This window comes from Neobacillus sp. GCM10023253, from assembly GCF_042653105.1.
GTDB classification, from domain to species: domain Bacteria; phylum Bacillota; class Bacilli; order Bacillales; family Cytobacillaceae; genus Neobacillus; species Neobacillus citreus.
Map to the genome: position 1 here is coordinate 646,120 of NZ_JBHSHV010000012.1, position 14,959 is coordinate 661,078.

The 14,959-nt window shown below is 40.7% G+C and carries 16 protein-coding genes; 7 read left to right on the top strand and 9 right to left on the bottom strand.

The genetic code is table 11. The features are described from left to right. Positions 1–12 precede the first annotated feature (12 nt). A complete protein-coding gene (locus tag ACFPA1_RS17340; RefSeq protein ID WP_213144577.1) occupies positions 13–1,086 on the bottom strand; it encodes a M42 family metallopeptidase in 1,074 nt (357 codons plus the stop codon). A gap of 181 nt (positions 1,087–1,267) precedes the next feature. Between ACFPA1_RS17340 and ACFPA1_RS17345 the strand changes: the two genes are divergently transcribed. Continuing rightward, entirely contained in the window at positions 1,268–1,597 is a 330-nt protein-coding gene (locus tag ACFPA1_RS17345; protein ID WP_213144576.1) for a PepSY domain-containing protein, read from the top strand. Positions 1,598–1,643: 46 nt separating this feature from the next. Here ACFPA1_RS17345 and ACFPA1_RS17350 read toward each other — a convergent pair whose 3' ends face one another. Both ACFPA1_RS17350 and trmB read right to left on the bottom strand, forming a co-directional pair. Further along, positions 1,644–2,483: a YtnP family quorum-quenching lactonase gene (locus ACFPA1_RS17350; protein WP_213144575.1), complete on the bottom strand. Its 840-nt coding sequence runs from the start codon at positions 2,481–2,483 to the stop codon at positions 1,644–1,646. Between the two features lie 182 nt (positions 2,484–2,665). Next, positions 2,666–3,325 (bottom strand): tRNA (guanosine(46)-N7)-methyltransferase TrmB, encoded by a 660-nt coding sequence (gene trmB / locus ACFPA1_RS17355; RefSeq protein WP_213144574.1) that lies wholly within the window; start codon positions 3,323–3,325, stop codon positions 2,666–2,668. A 158-nt stretch (positions 3,326–3,483) separates the two neighbouring features. On the opposite strand from trmB, the gene ACFPA1_RS17360 reads away from it, so the two are divergent. Beyond that, entirely contained in the window at positions 3,484–3,762 is a 279-nt protein-coding gene (locus tag ACFPA1_RS17360; RefSeq protein ID WP_213144573.1) for a YtzH-like family protein, read from the top strand. On the opposite strand, the gene ACFPA1_RS17365 is transcribed toward ACFPA1_RS17360, so the two are convergent. From ACFPA1_RS17365 to thpR, 4 genes are all read right to left on the bottom strand, one after another. Then, positions 3,759–4,532, bottom strand: coding sequence for a phosphotransferase family protein (locus tag ACFPA1_RS17365; protein ID WP_213144572.1), 774 nt, complete (start codon positions 4,530–4,532; stop codon positions 3,759–3,761). The two genes, ACFPA1_RS17360 and ACFPA1_RS17365, sit on opposite strands and share 4 nt — an antisense overlap. A 191-nt stretch (positions 4,533–4,723) precedes the next feature. Then, positions 4,724–6,859, bottom strand: a complete 2,136-nt coding sequence (pulA, locus tag ACFPA1_RS17370; RefSeq protein ID WP_378584328.1) for a type I pullulanase — start codon at positions 6,857–6,859, stop codon at positions 4,724–4,726. Then, positions 6,846–7,829, bottom strand: a complete 984-nt coding sequence (locus tag ACFPA1_RS17375; protein ID WP_378584329.1) for a diacylglycerol/lipid kinase family protein — start codon at positions 7,827–7,829, stop codon at positions 6,846–6,848. Before ACFPA1_RS17375 ends, pulA begins: the two co-directional genes overlap by 14 nt. A gap of 14 nt (positions 7,830–7,843) precedes the next feature. Next, entirely contained in the window at positions 7,844–8,413 is a 570-nt protein-coding gene (gene thpR / locus ACFPA1_RS17380) for an RNA 2',3'-cyclic phosphodiesterase (protein WP_378584330.1), read from the bottom strand. A gap of 147 nt (positions 8,414–8,560) precedes the next feature. Between thpR and cysK the strand changes: the two genes are divergently transcribed. Next, complete coding sequence (gene cysK / locus ACFPA1_RS17385) at positions 8,561–9,490, top strand: cysteine synthase A (protein ID WP_338088276.1); 930 nt, start codon at positions 8,561–8,563, stop codon at positions 9,488–9,490. Between the two features lie 264 nt (positions 9,491–9,754). Here the strand turns inward: cysK and dat are convergent, their stop codons facing one another. Beyond that, positions 9,755–10,609 carry a D-amino-acid transaminase gene (gene dat / locus ACFPA1_RS17390; RefSeq protein WP_378584333.1) on the bottom strand — a complete coding sequence of 285 codons (855 nt, stop codon included), beginning with the start codon at positions 10,607–10,609 and terminating at the stop codon, positions 9,755–9,757. Between the two features lie 578 nt (positions 10,610–11,187). Here dat and ACFPA1_RS17395 point away from each other — a divergent pair. The 3 genes from ACFPA1_RS17395 to ACFPA1_RS17405 all read left to right on the top strand — a co-directional run bounded on the left by ACFPA1_RS17395 (position 11,188) and on the right by ACFPA1_RS17405 (position 13,578). Next, the gene (locus ACFPA1_RS17395) at positions 11,188–11,409 is read left to right on the top strand and encodes a DeoR family transcriptional regulator (RefSeq protein WP_173058944.1); all 222 of its coding nucleotides are present in this window, start codon (positions 11,188–11,190) and stop codon (positions 11,407–11,409) included. 151 nt (positions 11,410–11,560) lie between these two features. After that, a complete protein-coding gene (locus ACFPA1_RS17400) occupies positions 11,561–12,094 on the top strand; it encodes a hypothetical protein (RefSeq protein WP_378584335.1) in 534 nt (177 codons plus the stop codon). 110 nt (positions 12,095–12,204) lie between these two features. Then, on the top strand, positions 12,205–13,578 hold the full coding sequence (locus tag ACFPA1_RS17405; protein WP_213144567.1) for an amino acid permease: 1,374 nt from the start codon (positions 12,205–12,207) through the stop codon (positions 13,576–13,578). 63 nt (positions 13,579–13,641) lie between these two features. Here the strand turns inward: ACFPA1_RS17405 and ACFPA1_RS17410 are convergent, their stop codons facing one another. Then, positions 13,642–14,079 carry a DUF2935 domain-containing protein gene (locus ACFPA1_RS17410; protein WP_213144566.1) on the bottom strand — a complete coding sequence of 146 codons (438 nt, stop codon included), beginning with the start codon at positions 14,077–14,079 and terminating at the stop codon, positions 13,642–13,644. Between the two features lie 105 nt (positions 14,080–14,184). Between ACFPA1_RS17410 and ACFPA1_RS17415 the strand changes: the two genes are divergently transcribed. Then, entirely contained in the window at positions 14,185–14,937 is a 753-nt protein-coding gene (locus ACFPA1_RS17415) for an AAA family ATPase (RefSeq protein WP_378584337.1), read from the top strand. The last annotated feature ends 22 nt before the right edge of the window (positions 14,938–14,959 follow it).

Sequence of the window (14,959 nt, forward strand, 5' to 3'; positions counted from 1 at the left end):
GCCCCCGCTAAATTAGCTGTTTGATTTAATTGTTTCCACAGTTGTTTTGTCACATGCCTTTACTAGCTTAACCAATAATTCCTTAGCCGCTGCGTAATCATCGACATGAACGATGGAGGCGTGGGTATGGATGTAACGGGAGCAAATTCCGATAACAGCGCTTGGTACCCCTTCATTTGACAGGTGAACACGGCCGGCATCTGTTCCACCTTGTGAAACAAAGTATTGATACGGAATCTTGTGCGTCTCGGCCATATCGAGAACAAATTCCCTCATCCCGCGGTGTGTTACCATTGACTTATCAAGGATACGCAATAATGTTCCCTTGCCCAATTGACCAAATTCATTTTTATCGCCAGTCATATCATTGGCCGGGCTGGCATCAAGCGCAAAGAAGAGATCCGGCTTAATCATGTTAGAGGCAGTCTGAGCACCGCGCAGGCCTACTTCCTCTTGAACCGTTGCCCCCGAATAAAGAATATTAGGCAATGTTTCATCTTTTAGCTCCTGAAGCAGTTCAATCGCCAAACCGCAGCCATAGCGGTTGTCCCATGCCTTCGCTAAAATTTTCTTTTCATTTGCCATTGGAGTGAACGGGCAAATCGGCAGGATAGCCTGACCTGGCTTAATGCCGATTCTTTCAGCGTCTTCACGGTTATCCGCCCCAATATCAATCAGCATATTCTTAATTTCCATCGGTTTGTTTTTCTTTGATTCATCCAACAGATGCGGCGGGATGGATCCTACAACACCGATGACCGGGCCGTTTTTTGTCATGACTTGGACGCGCTGGGCAAGAAGTACCTGGCTCCACCAACCGCCAAGCGTCTGGAAACGGATCATTCCATTCTCGGTGATTGCCGTAACCATAAAACCAACTTCATCCATATGCCCTGCTACCATTATTGTCGGGCCGGCTTCATTCCCTCTTTTCACGCCGAAAACACTGCCAAGCTTATCCTGAACTATTTCATCGGCATATTGCGAAAGCTGTTCTTTCATAAATTTGCGGACTAAATGTTCATTGCCTGGCGCTCCAGGCAGCTCGGTTAAGGTTTGAAAAAGCTTCAAGGTTTGTTCATTCATATGTAGAAAACTCCTTTAGTCTTTTTATCTCATACTATGTATCATTTTTATTTTACAGAAGTTATAAACAGCTTTCCAATATTTCATTTTCTATAGGTATTATTATCTTCTTATTTTAAAATGCGATATACTGAAAGGAGAAAAAATTCTGGCATTTTTTTGAAGAAAAGGGGGCTTTGTAGTGAACTGGAAGTCTTTTTTAATCGGAGTATCGGTAGGTATCGTTGGGGGATATGCGGCGAAACAGATTATTTCACAAAAAACAAAAGTTTCACCGGAAAAGGTATTAGAGCATGTAAAAGCACAATTTAAACAAAACGGACCAATCAATGGGTCGTGGATACATATGAAAGTGGAGCCTTATGAACAGCATCAGGTGCAATATCAGGTCTATAAGGGCGGTATTTCAAAAAATAATGATGGAAACAATGAACAATATGAATTTATTGCCGATGCCTTAACCGGAACGATTTTGGATATCCGCAAGCTATCTGAGAACTTGGTGTCTTAATGAAAAATAGCCGCATCATAATGATACGGCTATTTTTCATTAGGCTTTAAACTTCCCTTTTAATGCTTTCCGCTATTTTATGATCAGGTCCCCACTTAACAGCCCGGTAAAAGGCATCATGGTAAAAGGTAAACCAGGCATTTTTCTCGAGTGCATATGGAAGCCATTTTTCCTTCGCCCGGATGGAGTCCATTGGATAGTCATCATAGGCCATTACCCATAGAGCATTTTGATGGGCGTGGGTAGCCATTAAGTCAGCCATGTGAATGGCTGTTTCGCCTCCATCCTCAATTATAAGGATCGAATGCCCATTGCTGTGCCCTCCGGTGTGAAACATTTGAATCGGGCCAAAGCTCCACGTCTCCTCAAAGGTAACAACCTGCGTTTGCACCGCCTCCCAATTTTCCTTCCAGTATGTATTTTTTGAACGAATATTGGGTTGTCTCATTTCATCCCATTCTATCTTCGATGCAATAATCTGGGCATTCGGGAATGTTGATACGTACTCCCCGTTCACAAGTTTAGTCAATCCGCCAGCATGATCAAAGTGAAGATGGGTCATTAACACATAATCGATGTCTTTCGGAGTTAGGCCTATTTTTTCTAAAGAGGCATCAAGTTCGGATTCCTTTGTGACGCCAAAGTTCCTTAATTGCTTTTCAGTCAACTTGCCGCTGCCAAGCCCCGACTCCACCAGCAGATTTTTTCCATCAAATTGAATTAAGATTGGATCTGTTGGCAATTCAATTTGGTTATTCTCATTCGCCGGGTATTTTCTTGACCATAACGGTTTTGGGACCACACCAAACATGGCCCCCCCATCCAAATTCGTAACCCCGCCTGAAACCCAAGTCAAAGTAACAGTACCAATTTTTAATGATTGCATGTTTCCTCTCCTTCCCTTTTCTATAGTTTACCATTACCGGAATTGTATGAAAATAAATGAAAACTCGCCGATTGGCGAGTCCGTTAGGACGAAGACAGAGGCGTAGTTGAATTTATGCGTTAGGAAAGTATAAATTTGAAAAAATTTATTCTTTCCTATTAGCGTAAAAGAGGACAGTCTTTTTAAGACTGCCCCTTGGAATCGTTAGTATATTTCACTTCACAACGGTAAATCCGATTGCCCTTTTCGGAAAATTTCTGTTCATACTCGGTCATGATATTTCCTTCAAAATCACTTTTGTGAAGGTCAAGGCTAAGGAACTTTAATAACAAACCATATTCAGAAAAACTCATTAAGGAATACTCAAACAGACCTTGATTATCCGTTTTGAAATGAATCTCTCCACCATCGACGAGGATATTCTCATAGGATTTAAGAAAATCCTTGTAGGTTAATCTTCTTTTTTCATGACGGGTCTTTGGCCATGGGTCGGAGAAATTCAAATAAACCCGATCCACATCATTCTTGGCGAAGTATTTTTCTAATTCTGCGGCATTGACATTAAGAAGCTTTACATTAGGCAATTCCGCTTCAATCAAGCGATCCAAAGCCGCCACAATGACGCTGTCATATAGCTCAATTCCCATATAATTAATGTCCGGATGGGCTTTGGCCATTTCAGTTATGAACCGCCCTTTGCCAGTGCCAACTTCTATATGAAGCGGGTTGTTATTTCCAAACACTTCATCCCATTTTCCTTTGTTTAATTCCGGATTTGGGACTGCATATTGCGGATACTCCTCTATTTTATCCTTTGCCCAAGGTTTATTTCTGAGTCTCATTTATTTGCCACTCCTAAAAAATATTATCGTTTAATACATAGCATGCTCATTTTTGTCTTGCAAGTAAAACCGTGATGCTGGTGTGAATAAATAAAAAAAGAATTCACAACCTAACTGTGAATTCTTTTTTCATTCCCACTTGAAAGGGTGTGCTTTTTATGCCATTAAGTCATCATGACCAAGTAACCTTGCTTAAAGATATATTAAGCAATCATCAGACAGATTGCTGCGGGTCCGTTGCCGAATGTGAACAATTGGAACGATTAATCAAATCCTTGATGGTAAACAATCAGGTTGATCAAAATGTCAAATCTATCTTACAGGAAGTTTACCATTACAGCCAGGCGGGAGCGCAAACCGCAGATTTAGACGGGCATATTACAGCCCATCAAGAAAACCTGTCACAATGGGTAGATGATATTGGGCAATTTTCTTAAAGTATATCCCTTAAGAATTGAATCCACTTATTCATCTCATCCATACGATGTTTATTTTTATAAAATTGGATCGAAGATAGGGTCTGCAATGCCACATACCATTGCATTCTAAGTTTCAAATCGTCGGTTAAGTTTTCCCCGTACATTTTCAGCCAATCCTGCCAATTTTCTTCAGGAATGTACCAATAAAGGAGCATTCCTAAGTCAATGGCAGGGTCCGCAATCATCGCCCCATCCCAATCAATGAGGTACAACTGATTGTCATCAGTCCAAAGCCAGTTATTATGATTGACGTCACCGTGGCAAACGACCTTTTCCTCACAATAAACGTTCTTCGCTTCTTTTTTTAAAAAGCTTAGTGTTTCTTTAACTTCCGGAAGGATAAATAGCTCTTCATCCAGTCCCGAGACCACCGATTGAAAGATTGTTTCAGGCTGCAATGGTGATTTTTCCAGTCTGCTCAGCATTCCAAGCATGGGCTCAGAACGATGAATTTTCTTTAGAAGTTTCGCCACAACCTCTTGATTCATTTCCGTCGATTTCAGTTCCCTGCCTTCAAGCCATTGCTGGGCTGTAATGACATCTCCATTTTCCAATCGTTTTGTCCAAACAAGCTTTGGGACAATTCCCTCTGCCGAAAGTACTGCAAGGAATGGAGACGAATTTCGCTTCAAAAAAAGCCGTTGGTCTTCATGCCTCGCATAAAAGGCCTCTCCGGTGGCCCCGCCGGCAGGAATAATTTCCCACTCTTGTCCTAATATATGTTCCAAAACTGTTCACCTTCAACTTATGCCGTTCTTGAGGATGGGGCCCTCATCTAAATCAGAAGTAAAACCAAGACGTGCGAAGGTTTTACGAATTGTTTTATTAATAAAAAAAAGCTATTGAATAATAGCATACAATAGCCATCTTAATAAATTTTATCTCCTATTGCTATTTTTCGTCAAGTAATCCTGGGAAACTATTTTTTCACTAAAACATTTAACGATATAGGTTCTACCTGAATTTCTGCACCTCGAAAGACTTTTTTTGCATTAACACAGGCAGAATCTCTGTCGACTAAAGCGCTCCATTCTCCGTTTGGAATATTAACCTTATGAGAAGTTAACGAAGGATTAGTGATTAGAATAACAACAGAATCTCCCTGTTGAAAAGAGCATCCCAAAATTGGCGATGGAAGTGGCAACCTGCTTACTTGATTGCGAATTTCTGCTGCGGTTCTTAACCGGAAACAAGGGTATTCTTTTCTGATTTGAATAAGCCCTTTTATATAATCTCCATTTTCTTTAAATTGACTTTTGCGATTCCAATCCAGTTGGTTTATGGGATCTGGAGATCGGTAGCTGTTACCTTCACCTTGTTTTGTTCGAAAAAATTCCTGCCCGCTGTGAAGGAAAGGAATTCCCTGCGCGAGAAGAACGATCCCTGTAGCAAGACGATGATACCTCATTCTTACGGCATCATCGACATCCGGCAGACAAGATTGCAGCTTATCCCATAGGGTATGATTATCATGGCATTCCACATAATTGATGGATTGGACTGGTTCATTAAAGATTCCTGCCCCTTTGGCCCTAAACCCAATACTTCCAGTAATCATTTCAAAGGCCGCCTCGAGATATTGCTTATTCCCTAAAGCATATCCTTTATCCAATATATTAAAGGTACTCCCTTTGATGGTATCGCGAAACTGGTCATTAAACTGGGCAATATCGGGCAGCTTTGCCTGATTGGCGATAATTGCCTTTTTCTGAAAAGGAAGCGGTGTATTTAAGTTCCAGCCCTCACCGAGGATGATAATACCCTTTTCTAGGCTATCACATACCTTTCTGACCGCGTTCATTGTTTCAATATCCAGGATTCCCATTAAATCAAAGCGGAAACCGTCAACATGATATTCCTCCAGCCAGTAGCGGATGGAGTCAACAATAAATTTTCGGACCATTTTCCTCTCTGAGGCAATGTCATTTCCCACGCCTGTTCCATTGGCAGGAAGGCCTATTTCGTTATGCCGGAAGTAGTAACCGGGAACAATTTTTTCAAAAGAGGATTCTTCACGGATATAGACATGATTATAAACAACATCCATAATGACCCTGAGGCCGACTCGGTGAATTTGGTCAATTAGATCTTTTAATTCGGATATCCGGGAATACGGGTCAGAGGGATTGGTGGAATAGCTGCCTTCCGGAGCATTAAAATGGAGCGGGTTATAACCCCAGTTATACTCTTTGTCTGAATTCCATTCATCGACTCCTGCGAAATCGTGGAAAGGAAGGAGTTCAAGATGGGTAATGCCCAAATCCTTTACATAGGATAGGCCTGTGGGTTCTCCATCCACCCCTTTGGTATTTAGTTCACTAGCACCAAGATATAGTCCTTTATTTTTCACACCGCTTTCCGGATGAATCGTAAAGTCGCGGATATGGGCTTCATAAATGATTGCCTCTACTGGACTGGTCATCGGCGGCTGTACTACCTTTGGCCGTGCTGTTTTCTCTAAACTAACAATAACTCCATGCTCCCCATTGGCTGATACCGCCTTGGCATACGGATCCACTGCTTCCCGCCATGTTTTGTTAACCTGTACCAGGAAGCTATATTGATACAATTCCAAGTCGCGATTAATATCTAAACACCATACGCCTCGATCCCCAAGCTTCATTTTTATGATTTCCGCATACTGGGTGGCGGGGTGGCGCAATTTTAATTTCACTTGCGTGGCAGTCGGAGCCCATAATTTAATTTGGGCCCTATCACGTTGATACGTAACTCCCAAGTCATTTCCTTCATAAAAAAACTTATTATCAAAAGCTTCTGTCCTAATAACTGCCCCTATTTGAAGATCCGTCCTGCCGCCATGGTCATCAGCAATCACATATTCTTTGCCAAAACAAATCTCATCAGCTAACCGGCAAATGTATTTCAGATAATTTTCTATAGGAATTTTATCGATGATGTTCAAAGGACTCTTTTCCGCACCGCAGATTAAAGAAAATGAAGATGACTGGCCATTGTGGTAGGAAAGGGGAAGAAGTATCGTAATAATGGTCATTTCATCCAAATAGGCCTGAAAGATCCTTTTAGTGGATTCCATTCGAGTCCCTCTCTTTCAAATCAACTTCGTCCTTATAGCGCATTCGCGTTAACACTTGTAACGCTTTTGGAATAATCTCTGCCTTTAATGGAATATGTCCAACATGCTCCCCGTCTCCATGAACATAGAGTTTCACATCTGAACGGATTGTTATTGCTCTTCCTTGAAATGATTTTACCTCTTTGAAATAAATATGCTTCCCCCAAAAAACACTGATAAAAACAATTAAAAGCTTCAATCTTGATAACTCATGAACCACTGTAATATCAAGTAAACCATCCTGTGCTTCAGCTGCAGGTGCAATTTTCATTCCGCCCCCATAGTAAGGTTGGTTGGAGACAGTCACAAACCATGTTTGTTTAAATTTATGCTCTTTACCGTCAATTGATAAATCAATTGTAGAAGTTTTATAACAAAATAGTTCTTTCAGAAGAAAGTAAACATAAACCAGACGGCCCAAAGAGAATTTGTTTAGCAGGGATTTTACCCGCGAATGATTGACCTGATATGCTATCAATGCATCAAATCCGGCTCCCATATTATTAATAAAATATTGATCGGACTTGTCCTGCATCGTAATTTTCCCGGCATCCATCAATGGAGCATCACTTTTCATCAGACGAAGCATCACTTTTAGGGCGGCAGCTGGGTCCGCTGGAATTTGAAATCCTCTTGAAAAATCATTTCCCGATCCACCCGGTATAAATCCTAACGTAATAGTTGGATGGTTAATGATTCCATTCACCACTTCATGAAGTGTCCCGTCACCTCCGACGGCAACGACGATTTTAGAATGGTTATTCTGGGCCGCAATTTGCGCAGCCAGTTTTCTAGCATGTCCAGAATACTCCGTAAAAAAAGCCAAATAAGAAATTTCCTCTGACTTCAACTTCAGCTCAATTTTTCTCCAAATTTTATAACAATGGCCATTGCCGGCTTTAGGATTTATCACAAAGTATAATTCTTTCATATAACCAACCTTTTTTATGTTTGTAAAGGAAAAAGTTTAATGGCTTCATATTTCGGTGTTTGGTTAAGATGTGTTTGATATAACACCACTTCCCCAGCTAGAAAAGGGAGCGATTCGGGCTGAAGCTCTTTCCAAATTGTAAGCTGCTCCTTTTGGAAGGGAGCGTCTCCACGCCATTTTCTGGCCATTGTAATATGTGGGCGAAACGGCCTTTTTTCGAGCTCAAATCCTGCTTCCTCACATGCTTGGAATATCTTTTTTCGAAGGGCTTGCAGCTCGGGGCTTTCTTCTGTGTCCGCCCAAAACACTCTCGGGGAATCCTTCGCACCGAATATCCCCAGATCATTAATTTTAAGTGTAAATGCTTGTTCAGATTTTATGGCTGATTTGACATTGTTTACGGAAGCTTCAAGCTTTTCGGCTGGAGCAGACCCAAGGAACGCCAATGTGATGTGCAGGTCCAGATGGTGCACCCAGCGCTGGAAAGGAAGCGCTGTCCTTAATTGTTCGATATGATTTTTCAGAATTCCTTTCGTTCCTTCAGGAATTCTTATAGCATAGAAAAAATGAGTTTGATGTTCCACCGGCTTTTTTCATTCCTTTATTCCCATTTTAGTATTTTTTCTTCTCATTATATCTATTTTGCAACAAAGATTATCCGATATTTTTTACATTAAAATTATTTTTATTTATTATAGAAAATAGAAGTAAAGGAAAGGATGGTCCCTATAGTGAAAGTTGTCAGTAATATTGCAAATTTAATTGGAGAAACACCTTTAGTCAAACTCAATCGGATTGTTCCTAGAGACGGGGCCTCAGTTTATTTGAAGCTGGAGTATTTTAATCCAAGTAAAAGTGTAAAGGACCGAGCTGCTTTTAATATGATTGCAGAAGCAGAGAAGGCAGGAAAGTTAACTCCCGGCGCAACAATCATTGAGCCGACAAGCGGCAACACAGGAATCGGGCTGGCCATGAATGCAGCGGCACGCGGATATAAAGCCATTATTATCATGCCTGATACAATGACCCAGGAACGCATTAATATCTTAAAAGCTTACGGGGCTGAGGTTGTGCTTACCCCAGGAGATGAAAAAATGCCAGGTGCCATTAGGAAGGCGCAGGAACTTGCCGCTGAAATACCAAACAGTTTTATTCCAATGCAGTTTGAAAATGAAGCAAATCCCAATGCACATCGGACTTCCACGGCTTTGGAGATTATCGAGGCTGTTAAAGAAATTGGCAAGCCGCTTGGAGCGTTTGTTGCAACAGCGGGAACAGGTGGTACGATTACCGGGACTGGTGAAGTGTTAAAGGAGCATTTTGCGAATATAACCGTCCACGTCGTCGAACCAAAGGGATCGCCTGTTTTATCAGGGGGCAAACCCGGAAAGCACAAGCTTGTCGGAACAAGCCCGGGATTTATTCCGGAAATTCTGAACCAAGATGTTTATGATGAAATTCATCAAATTAGCGATGAAGATGCCTACGATATTGCGCGGAGATTAGCGACGGAGGAAGGAATACTCGTCGGCCCGTCATCAGGCGGAGCCTGCTTTGCCGCGTTACAGGTTGCCAAGCGTTTATCTCCTGATGAAATCGTTATCTGCATCGCCTGTGATACAGGAGAACGGTATTTATCGAGTGATTTGTTTCAGTTTTAATCCATAGGGCCTCATGATTGGACTACCTGGTTTACTCTCGGATAAGTTTGGTTTACTCTCGGATAAGTTTGATTTACTCTCGGATAAGCTCGGATTACTCTCGGATAAGCCTGGTTTACTCTCGGATACGCCCGGTTTACTCTCGCATAATCCTGATTTACTCTCGGATACGCCCGGTTTACTCTCGGATAAATAAAATTTACTCTCGAAAGCCCATTTTTCTCTGATTTAAAAAGACGTGGACCCTAATCCACGTCTTTTCCCTTATAACGATCCGCATTGTTTTTCAATTTCTTGAGTAAATAAATCCTGTAATCTGCTTGTTAACGGGCCGGGAACCCCGTTTCCAACCTTTTTGCCCCCAACTTCAATGATTGGCATAACCTCACCTGTTGTACTTGATAAGAACACTTCATCAGCAGCAGCCAATTCATCCAGCGTAAATGTCCGTTCCTCAACCGGGATATTGTTGGCAGCACAGACCTGCAAAACAACGTCCTTGGTAATCCCTTTTAAAATCAAGTTATCCGATTGATGCGTGATGACCACGCCATTTTTCACAATAAAAATATTAGTAGAGCTTCCTTCAGTCACATCCTGTCCGCGATGCAGGATTGCTTCAAAGCAGCCCTTCTCAGCGGCCTGTTGTTTGGCAAGGATACTGCCGAGCAAATTTAAGCTTTTTATGTCACAGCGAAGCCAGCGGATATCCTCTGTAAGTATCGTTTTCACACCATTTTTCAAATTCTCAGCCGGCCTTGGAAGCTCCTTCGTATAGGCAGTCAGGGCCGGTACCACTTCTTTTGCCGGAAAAGAATGATTACGAGGCGCAACACCCCTAGTAACCTGCATATAAACTATGCCGGTATGCAGCTTATTCTTTCCAACCAATTCCTCCAGCATTTCTGATAATTGTTCTATAGAGTATGGTAGCGTTATGCCAATACTTTCTGAACTTTTTACAAAGCGATCCAAATGCTCCTTAATGGTAAACATTTTTCCGTTATAGACGCGAATGACCTCATATACTCCATCACCAAATTGATAGCCGCGGTCTTCAATGTCGACCATAGCTTCTGACCGGTCTATCAGCGTACCATTTAAAATTGCATAAGTCATGTCCAATACTCCTTTTTATACTATTTTACTAGTGTTTTCACTCCTAAGAAAATCTTCCTGAAAATATCTTACCAATATTTTCGTGAAAAACGAAGTTCTGGACAGCCTATTCGTCTTTTTTCCTTGAGTTATAATTGAGATGTTTTTACAAAAAATTCAAAAAATTATCATAATCCTAACATGTAGCCCCATAACTTATAGTATGAAAATAAATGAAAACTCGTCGATTGACGAGTCCAATAGGACGAAGTCAGAGGCGTAGTTGAATTTATGCGTTAGGAAAGTATTAATTTGAAAAATTTATGCTTTCCTATTAGCTAAAAAAGGAGGCAGAAAATCTCAAAAATTTGAAACCTTGTAAGCATTTTTACGTAAACTTTACTATTGTGGTAGAAATTTTCTGAAATTATGGGTACAATATGGTTAGATGTATGACATCTAAGTACCACTTCAATGATTCCAAAAAAGGAGATGTCTGCGCGGAAAAGAAAACTACATATGTTGAAGAATCTTCTTCAAAGAGGCTGTCGGTAGAGGGATTAAGCCATAGGTTTGAAAAAAGGATAGGGAGTGGTTCTTTGAAACCTTCAACTAACCGGATGTTAAACCGCATCAAATGTATCTACATGTTTATCCGCAATAACGGCACTGTAACAACGCAGGAACTTGTAGAGGAATTTGGTATCACTCCTCGCACCATACAACGAGATTTAAATGTCTTAGCCTACAATGACTTGGTAATCAGCCCAAGCCGCGGAAAATGGACAACAACAGAAAAGAAAGTGAAGATGTCATCTTAAATTATCAACTAAAATTTCATTTGAACATAAAAACAGTACAGGGAAAAATTACCTGTGCTGTTTTGTTTTGTTTTGTTTTGTTTAACAAGGTAATCACCCTTTTTGGCAGAATATTATAAATAGGTAAACACTCTAAAAGGCGGAATTTATCATGACTATTTATAGCGACTCTTCTATTCTGACTGATGGAGATATGAAATTCCTTCTTAATCTATTGCCAAATAATTTAGAACCTCTTCCTGATATTTATCTTTTCGAGGATTGCCAATCTGTAGTTTCATTAATAGGTGCTCACGCCAGCCTGTTTGAACGCTACAGTCTATTAAAATCTATTATTCAAAACTGTGTTTTTTCAACCTTTAACTTTAAACATAATATAATATTCCTTTACCTTTTTAATTTACCTTATAAAGATAAGCATTTAGTCAAACTCCATGGCGCCTATTGTTTATTTCATGAAATCCGTCACCATCAGCAGTTTTCCCTTAACAAACAGCAGTTTCACTCATATTCATTAAATTCAGGACCCTACAGCCAACAATGGGTTGAAAAAGACGCAAACCAATTTGCCGTCAGGTGGATGAGAAAAAACCAGAAATCTATTAATAAAAAATTTCATCTTTCACATTCCTCATGGGATATTAGAGTAAATGAACATAATCGGCTTAGAATCGTTGCACATTAATATTCCTAGTATAATATTTTCTTTGACAAACGAAGAAAAAATGGTATATTAGTATAAAATACTTTAGCACTTAAAAGCGTTTAAGTAAAAAAGAAAAAGTGGGTCTGATTATGTTAAAAAAAAGTCAACAGGATTTAAAAAAAGGGCTGCTGCCGAGGCATGTACAGTTTATGGCATTAGCAGGAATGATTGGAACGGGTATTTTTAAAGGAAGCTCTGATACTTTGCATATTGCCGGTCCGAGTGTTGTGATCACCTATTTAATAGGCGGGATGCTATTATTTATCGTTATGGCGGCTTTGGGGGAAATGGCGCTGGCAAACCCCAATCACAATGTCCAGCATCTTGTCCATAAAGCCTTTGGATTCCGCTTTTCATTTATTGTCGGCTGGCTTTATTGGATTAACTGGATTCTTGTGACCATCGTTGAATTGCTGGCAGCAGGAAGCTTCTTGCAATTTTGGTTTCCGACTGCCCCGCTATGGCTACTAAGTTTTATATGCGCAGCGGTAATAGTTGGGATCAATCTTTTTCAAGTAAAATATTATGGTGAACTTGAATTTTGGTTTGCCGGAATCAAAATCCTTGCCTTAGTGGCTTTTATTATCTTAGGAGCGTTACTTATATTTGGATTTATTCCAAGCACCGTACATGACCCGGTATCAAATTATACAGGAAACGGTGGATTTTTCCCTAATGGTATTGGCGGGATCATGAGCGCCTTTTTGGTTGTTATGTTTTCATATGGAGGCGCAGAGCTAATTGGAGTTGCTGTTACAGAAACGAAGGACAGTGAACGTGTTCTGCCGCAAATTATTAAAGGTGCCATTTTCCGTGTAATCATTTTTTACATTTTTCCAATCCTTATTATTTGTGGAATTATGCCTTGGAATAAGGTAACTGGCGAGGATAGCCCCTTCGTTCAGGTATTCAGCAGCGCCGGACTGCCGGGTGCGGCCCACATCATGAATTTTGTATTGTTAACAGCTGTTTTGTCTGCTGCCAATTCTGGCATTTATGCAACTTCAAGGACACTGTTTTCAATGGCTCAAAGTGGTGTAGCACCGAAAGGGTTAGCCAAGACATCTGCAAACGGAATTCCTATTGCAGGGATCTCCATTACAAGTGTTTTTATTGCAGCGGGGGTTTATCTTGCCTATTTAACACCCAGCCAGGTCATCAGTTATCTAATGACCATCCCCGGATTTACAATCATGTTAATTTGGATTAGTATTTGCCTTGCGCAATTAAAACTCCGCCCATATTATAACGAAAAACCGAGATTTCTTGTAAAATGGTTCCCGTACACTACCATTTTCGCTGTTATTTCTCTAAGTACCATTTTTATTATGTTTTTGCTTAACCCTAACAATTTAATTGGATCAAGTGTTTGTGTAATTACTGTTGGAGTATTGGTTATCCTTTCATTTTTTACACAAAAAAGAGGCACAAAACTTAGCATAAATCCATCAAGTCCCTTTTAAAAGGCAGCCCCAAAAGGTCGTTGAATGACGACATTTTTGGGGGCTGCCTTTTTCTTTATATGATTAAGTTGTGGTTTGTGTATTATAGAGCAAAGCCTGGGCAATTCCGGTAAAGTATTCCGATTCTCTGATAATATGAACTAAGACCACCTTCGCGGTAGGATTGCCGCTGACGGCGGCACTTTCGTTTTTGATTTGTTCACACAGCCTGATAAAGGACAGGCTCTCCTGCAGGCAGTACGATATCAGCTGGATGACATGCTGGTGCAATTCATTGGTCACATTGGCACCGGAACGAATGACTGTTTCAATGTAGCGGACAACCTGCTGATGAGTTTCAGCTAATGCTGCCTCCCATTTTTTCAACGCATCCACAAACTCCGGCTCGAGCCCCTTCACCAACTCGCGGATAACAACGGTATGTTCTTCCTCCTGATGCTTCCAAAATTCCGCCTCGTCTAAAATTCTTAACGGCATTTGCTGTCCGTAGTAAAATTGCATTGACATCCCCTCCCCTGACAATCTATGGGATAGGCCTTTAAATTATTCGCACATTCCTGGTACGAAAATGGTAAAATGAGAAAAAGTCATTTTGAGGTTATAAATATGAGTTTAATTGGTAGTCAATATCTCAGAAGCGTTCGATTAATGAGAGAGGAATTACCCTCTTCCAATCGGTACCCTTTTAATCTGTCGTGCATGAAAAATTGGCATGAACTATTTTTTCATCCAAAGGTTACTTTTCTTGTCGGGGAAAACGGCATGGGTAAATCCACATTATTAGAGGCCGTTGCGGTCACACTTGGCTTTAACCCGGAAGGCGGTTCCTTCAATTTTAATTTTTCCACCTATGACTCCCATTCAGAACTTGGAGAATATCTTAAAGTTATTAAAGGCACCGAAAAACCCAGTGATGGTTTTTTCCTAAGAGCGGAAAGCTTTTATAATGTGGCTTCTAATATTGAAGAGATGGATCGTGAAATCCTTGGCGGACGGGTGATTGACTCTTTCGGGGGTATTTCTCTGCATGAACAGTCTCATGGTGAGGCTTTTTTTGCCACGTTCCTTCATCGTTTTCGCGGCAATGGAATCTATATTTTGGACGAGCCGGAGGCAGCTCTATCACCCCTGAGGCAAATGTCAATGCTGACAAGGATTCATGATTTGGTGAATGAACACTCCCAGTTTATTATTGCGACCCATTCACCAATTATCATGGCATACCCTGATGCTAAAATTTTCGAGTTCACTGAAGATGGCATTAGTGAAAGCCGGCTGGAGGATACAAACCATTTCCGTATCACGAAGCAGTTTTTTGAAGATAAAAATAGGATGCTGCATCATTTATTAAATGAGTAAAGCTCAGGAGAACCTGAGCTTT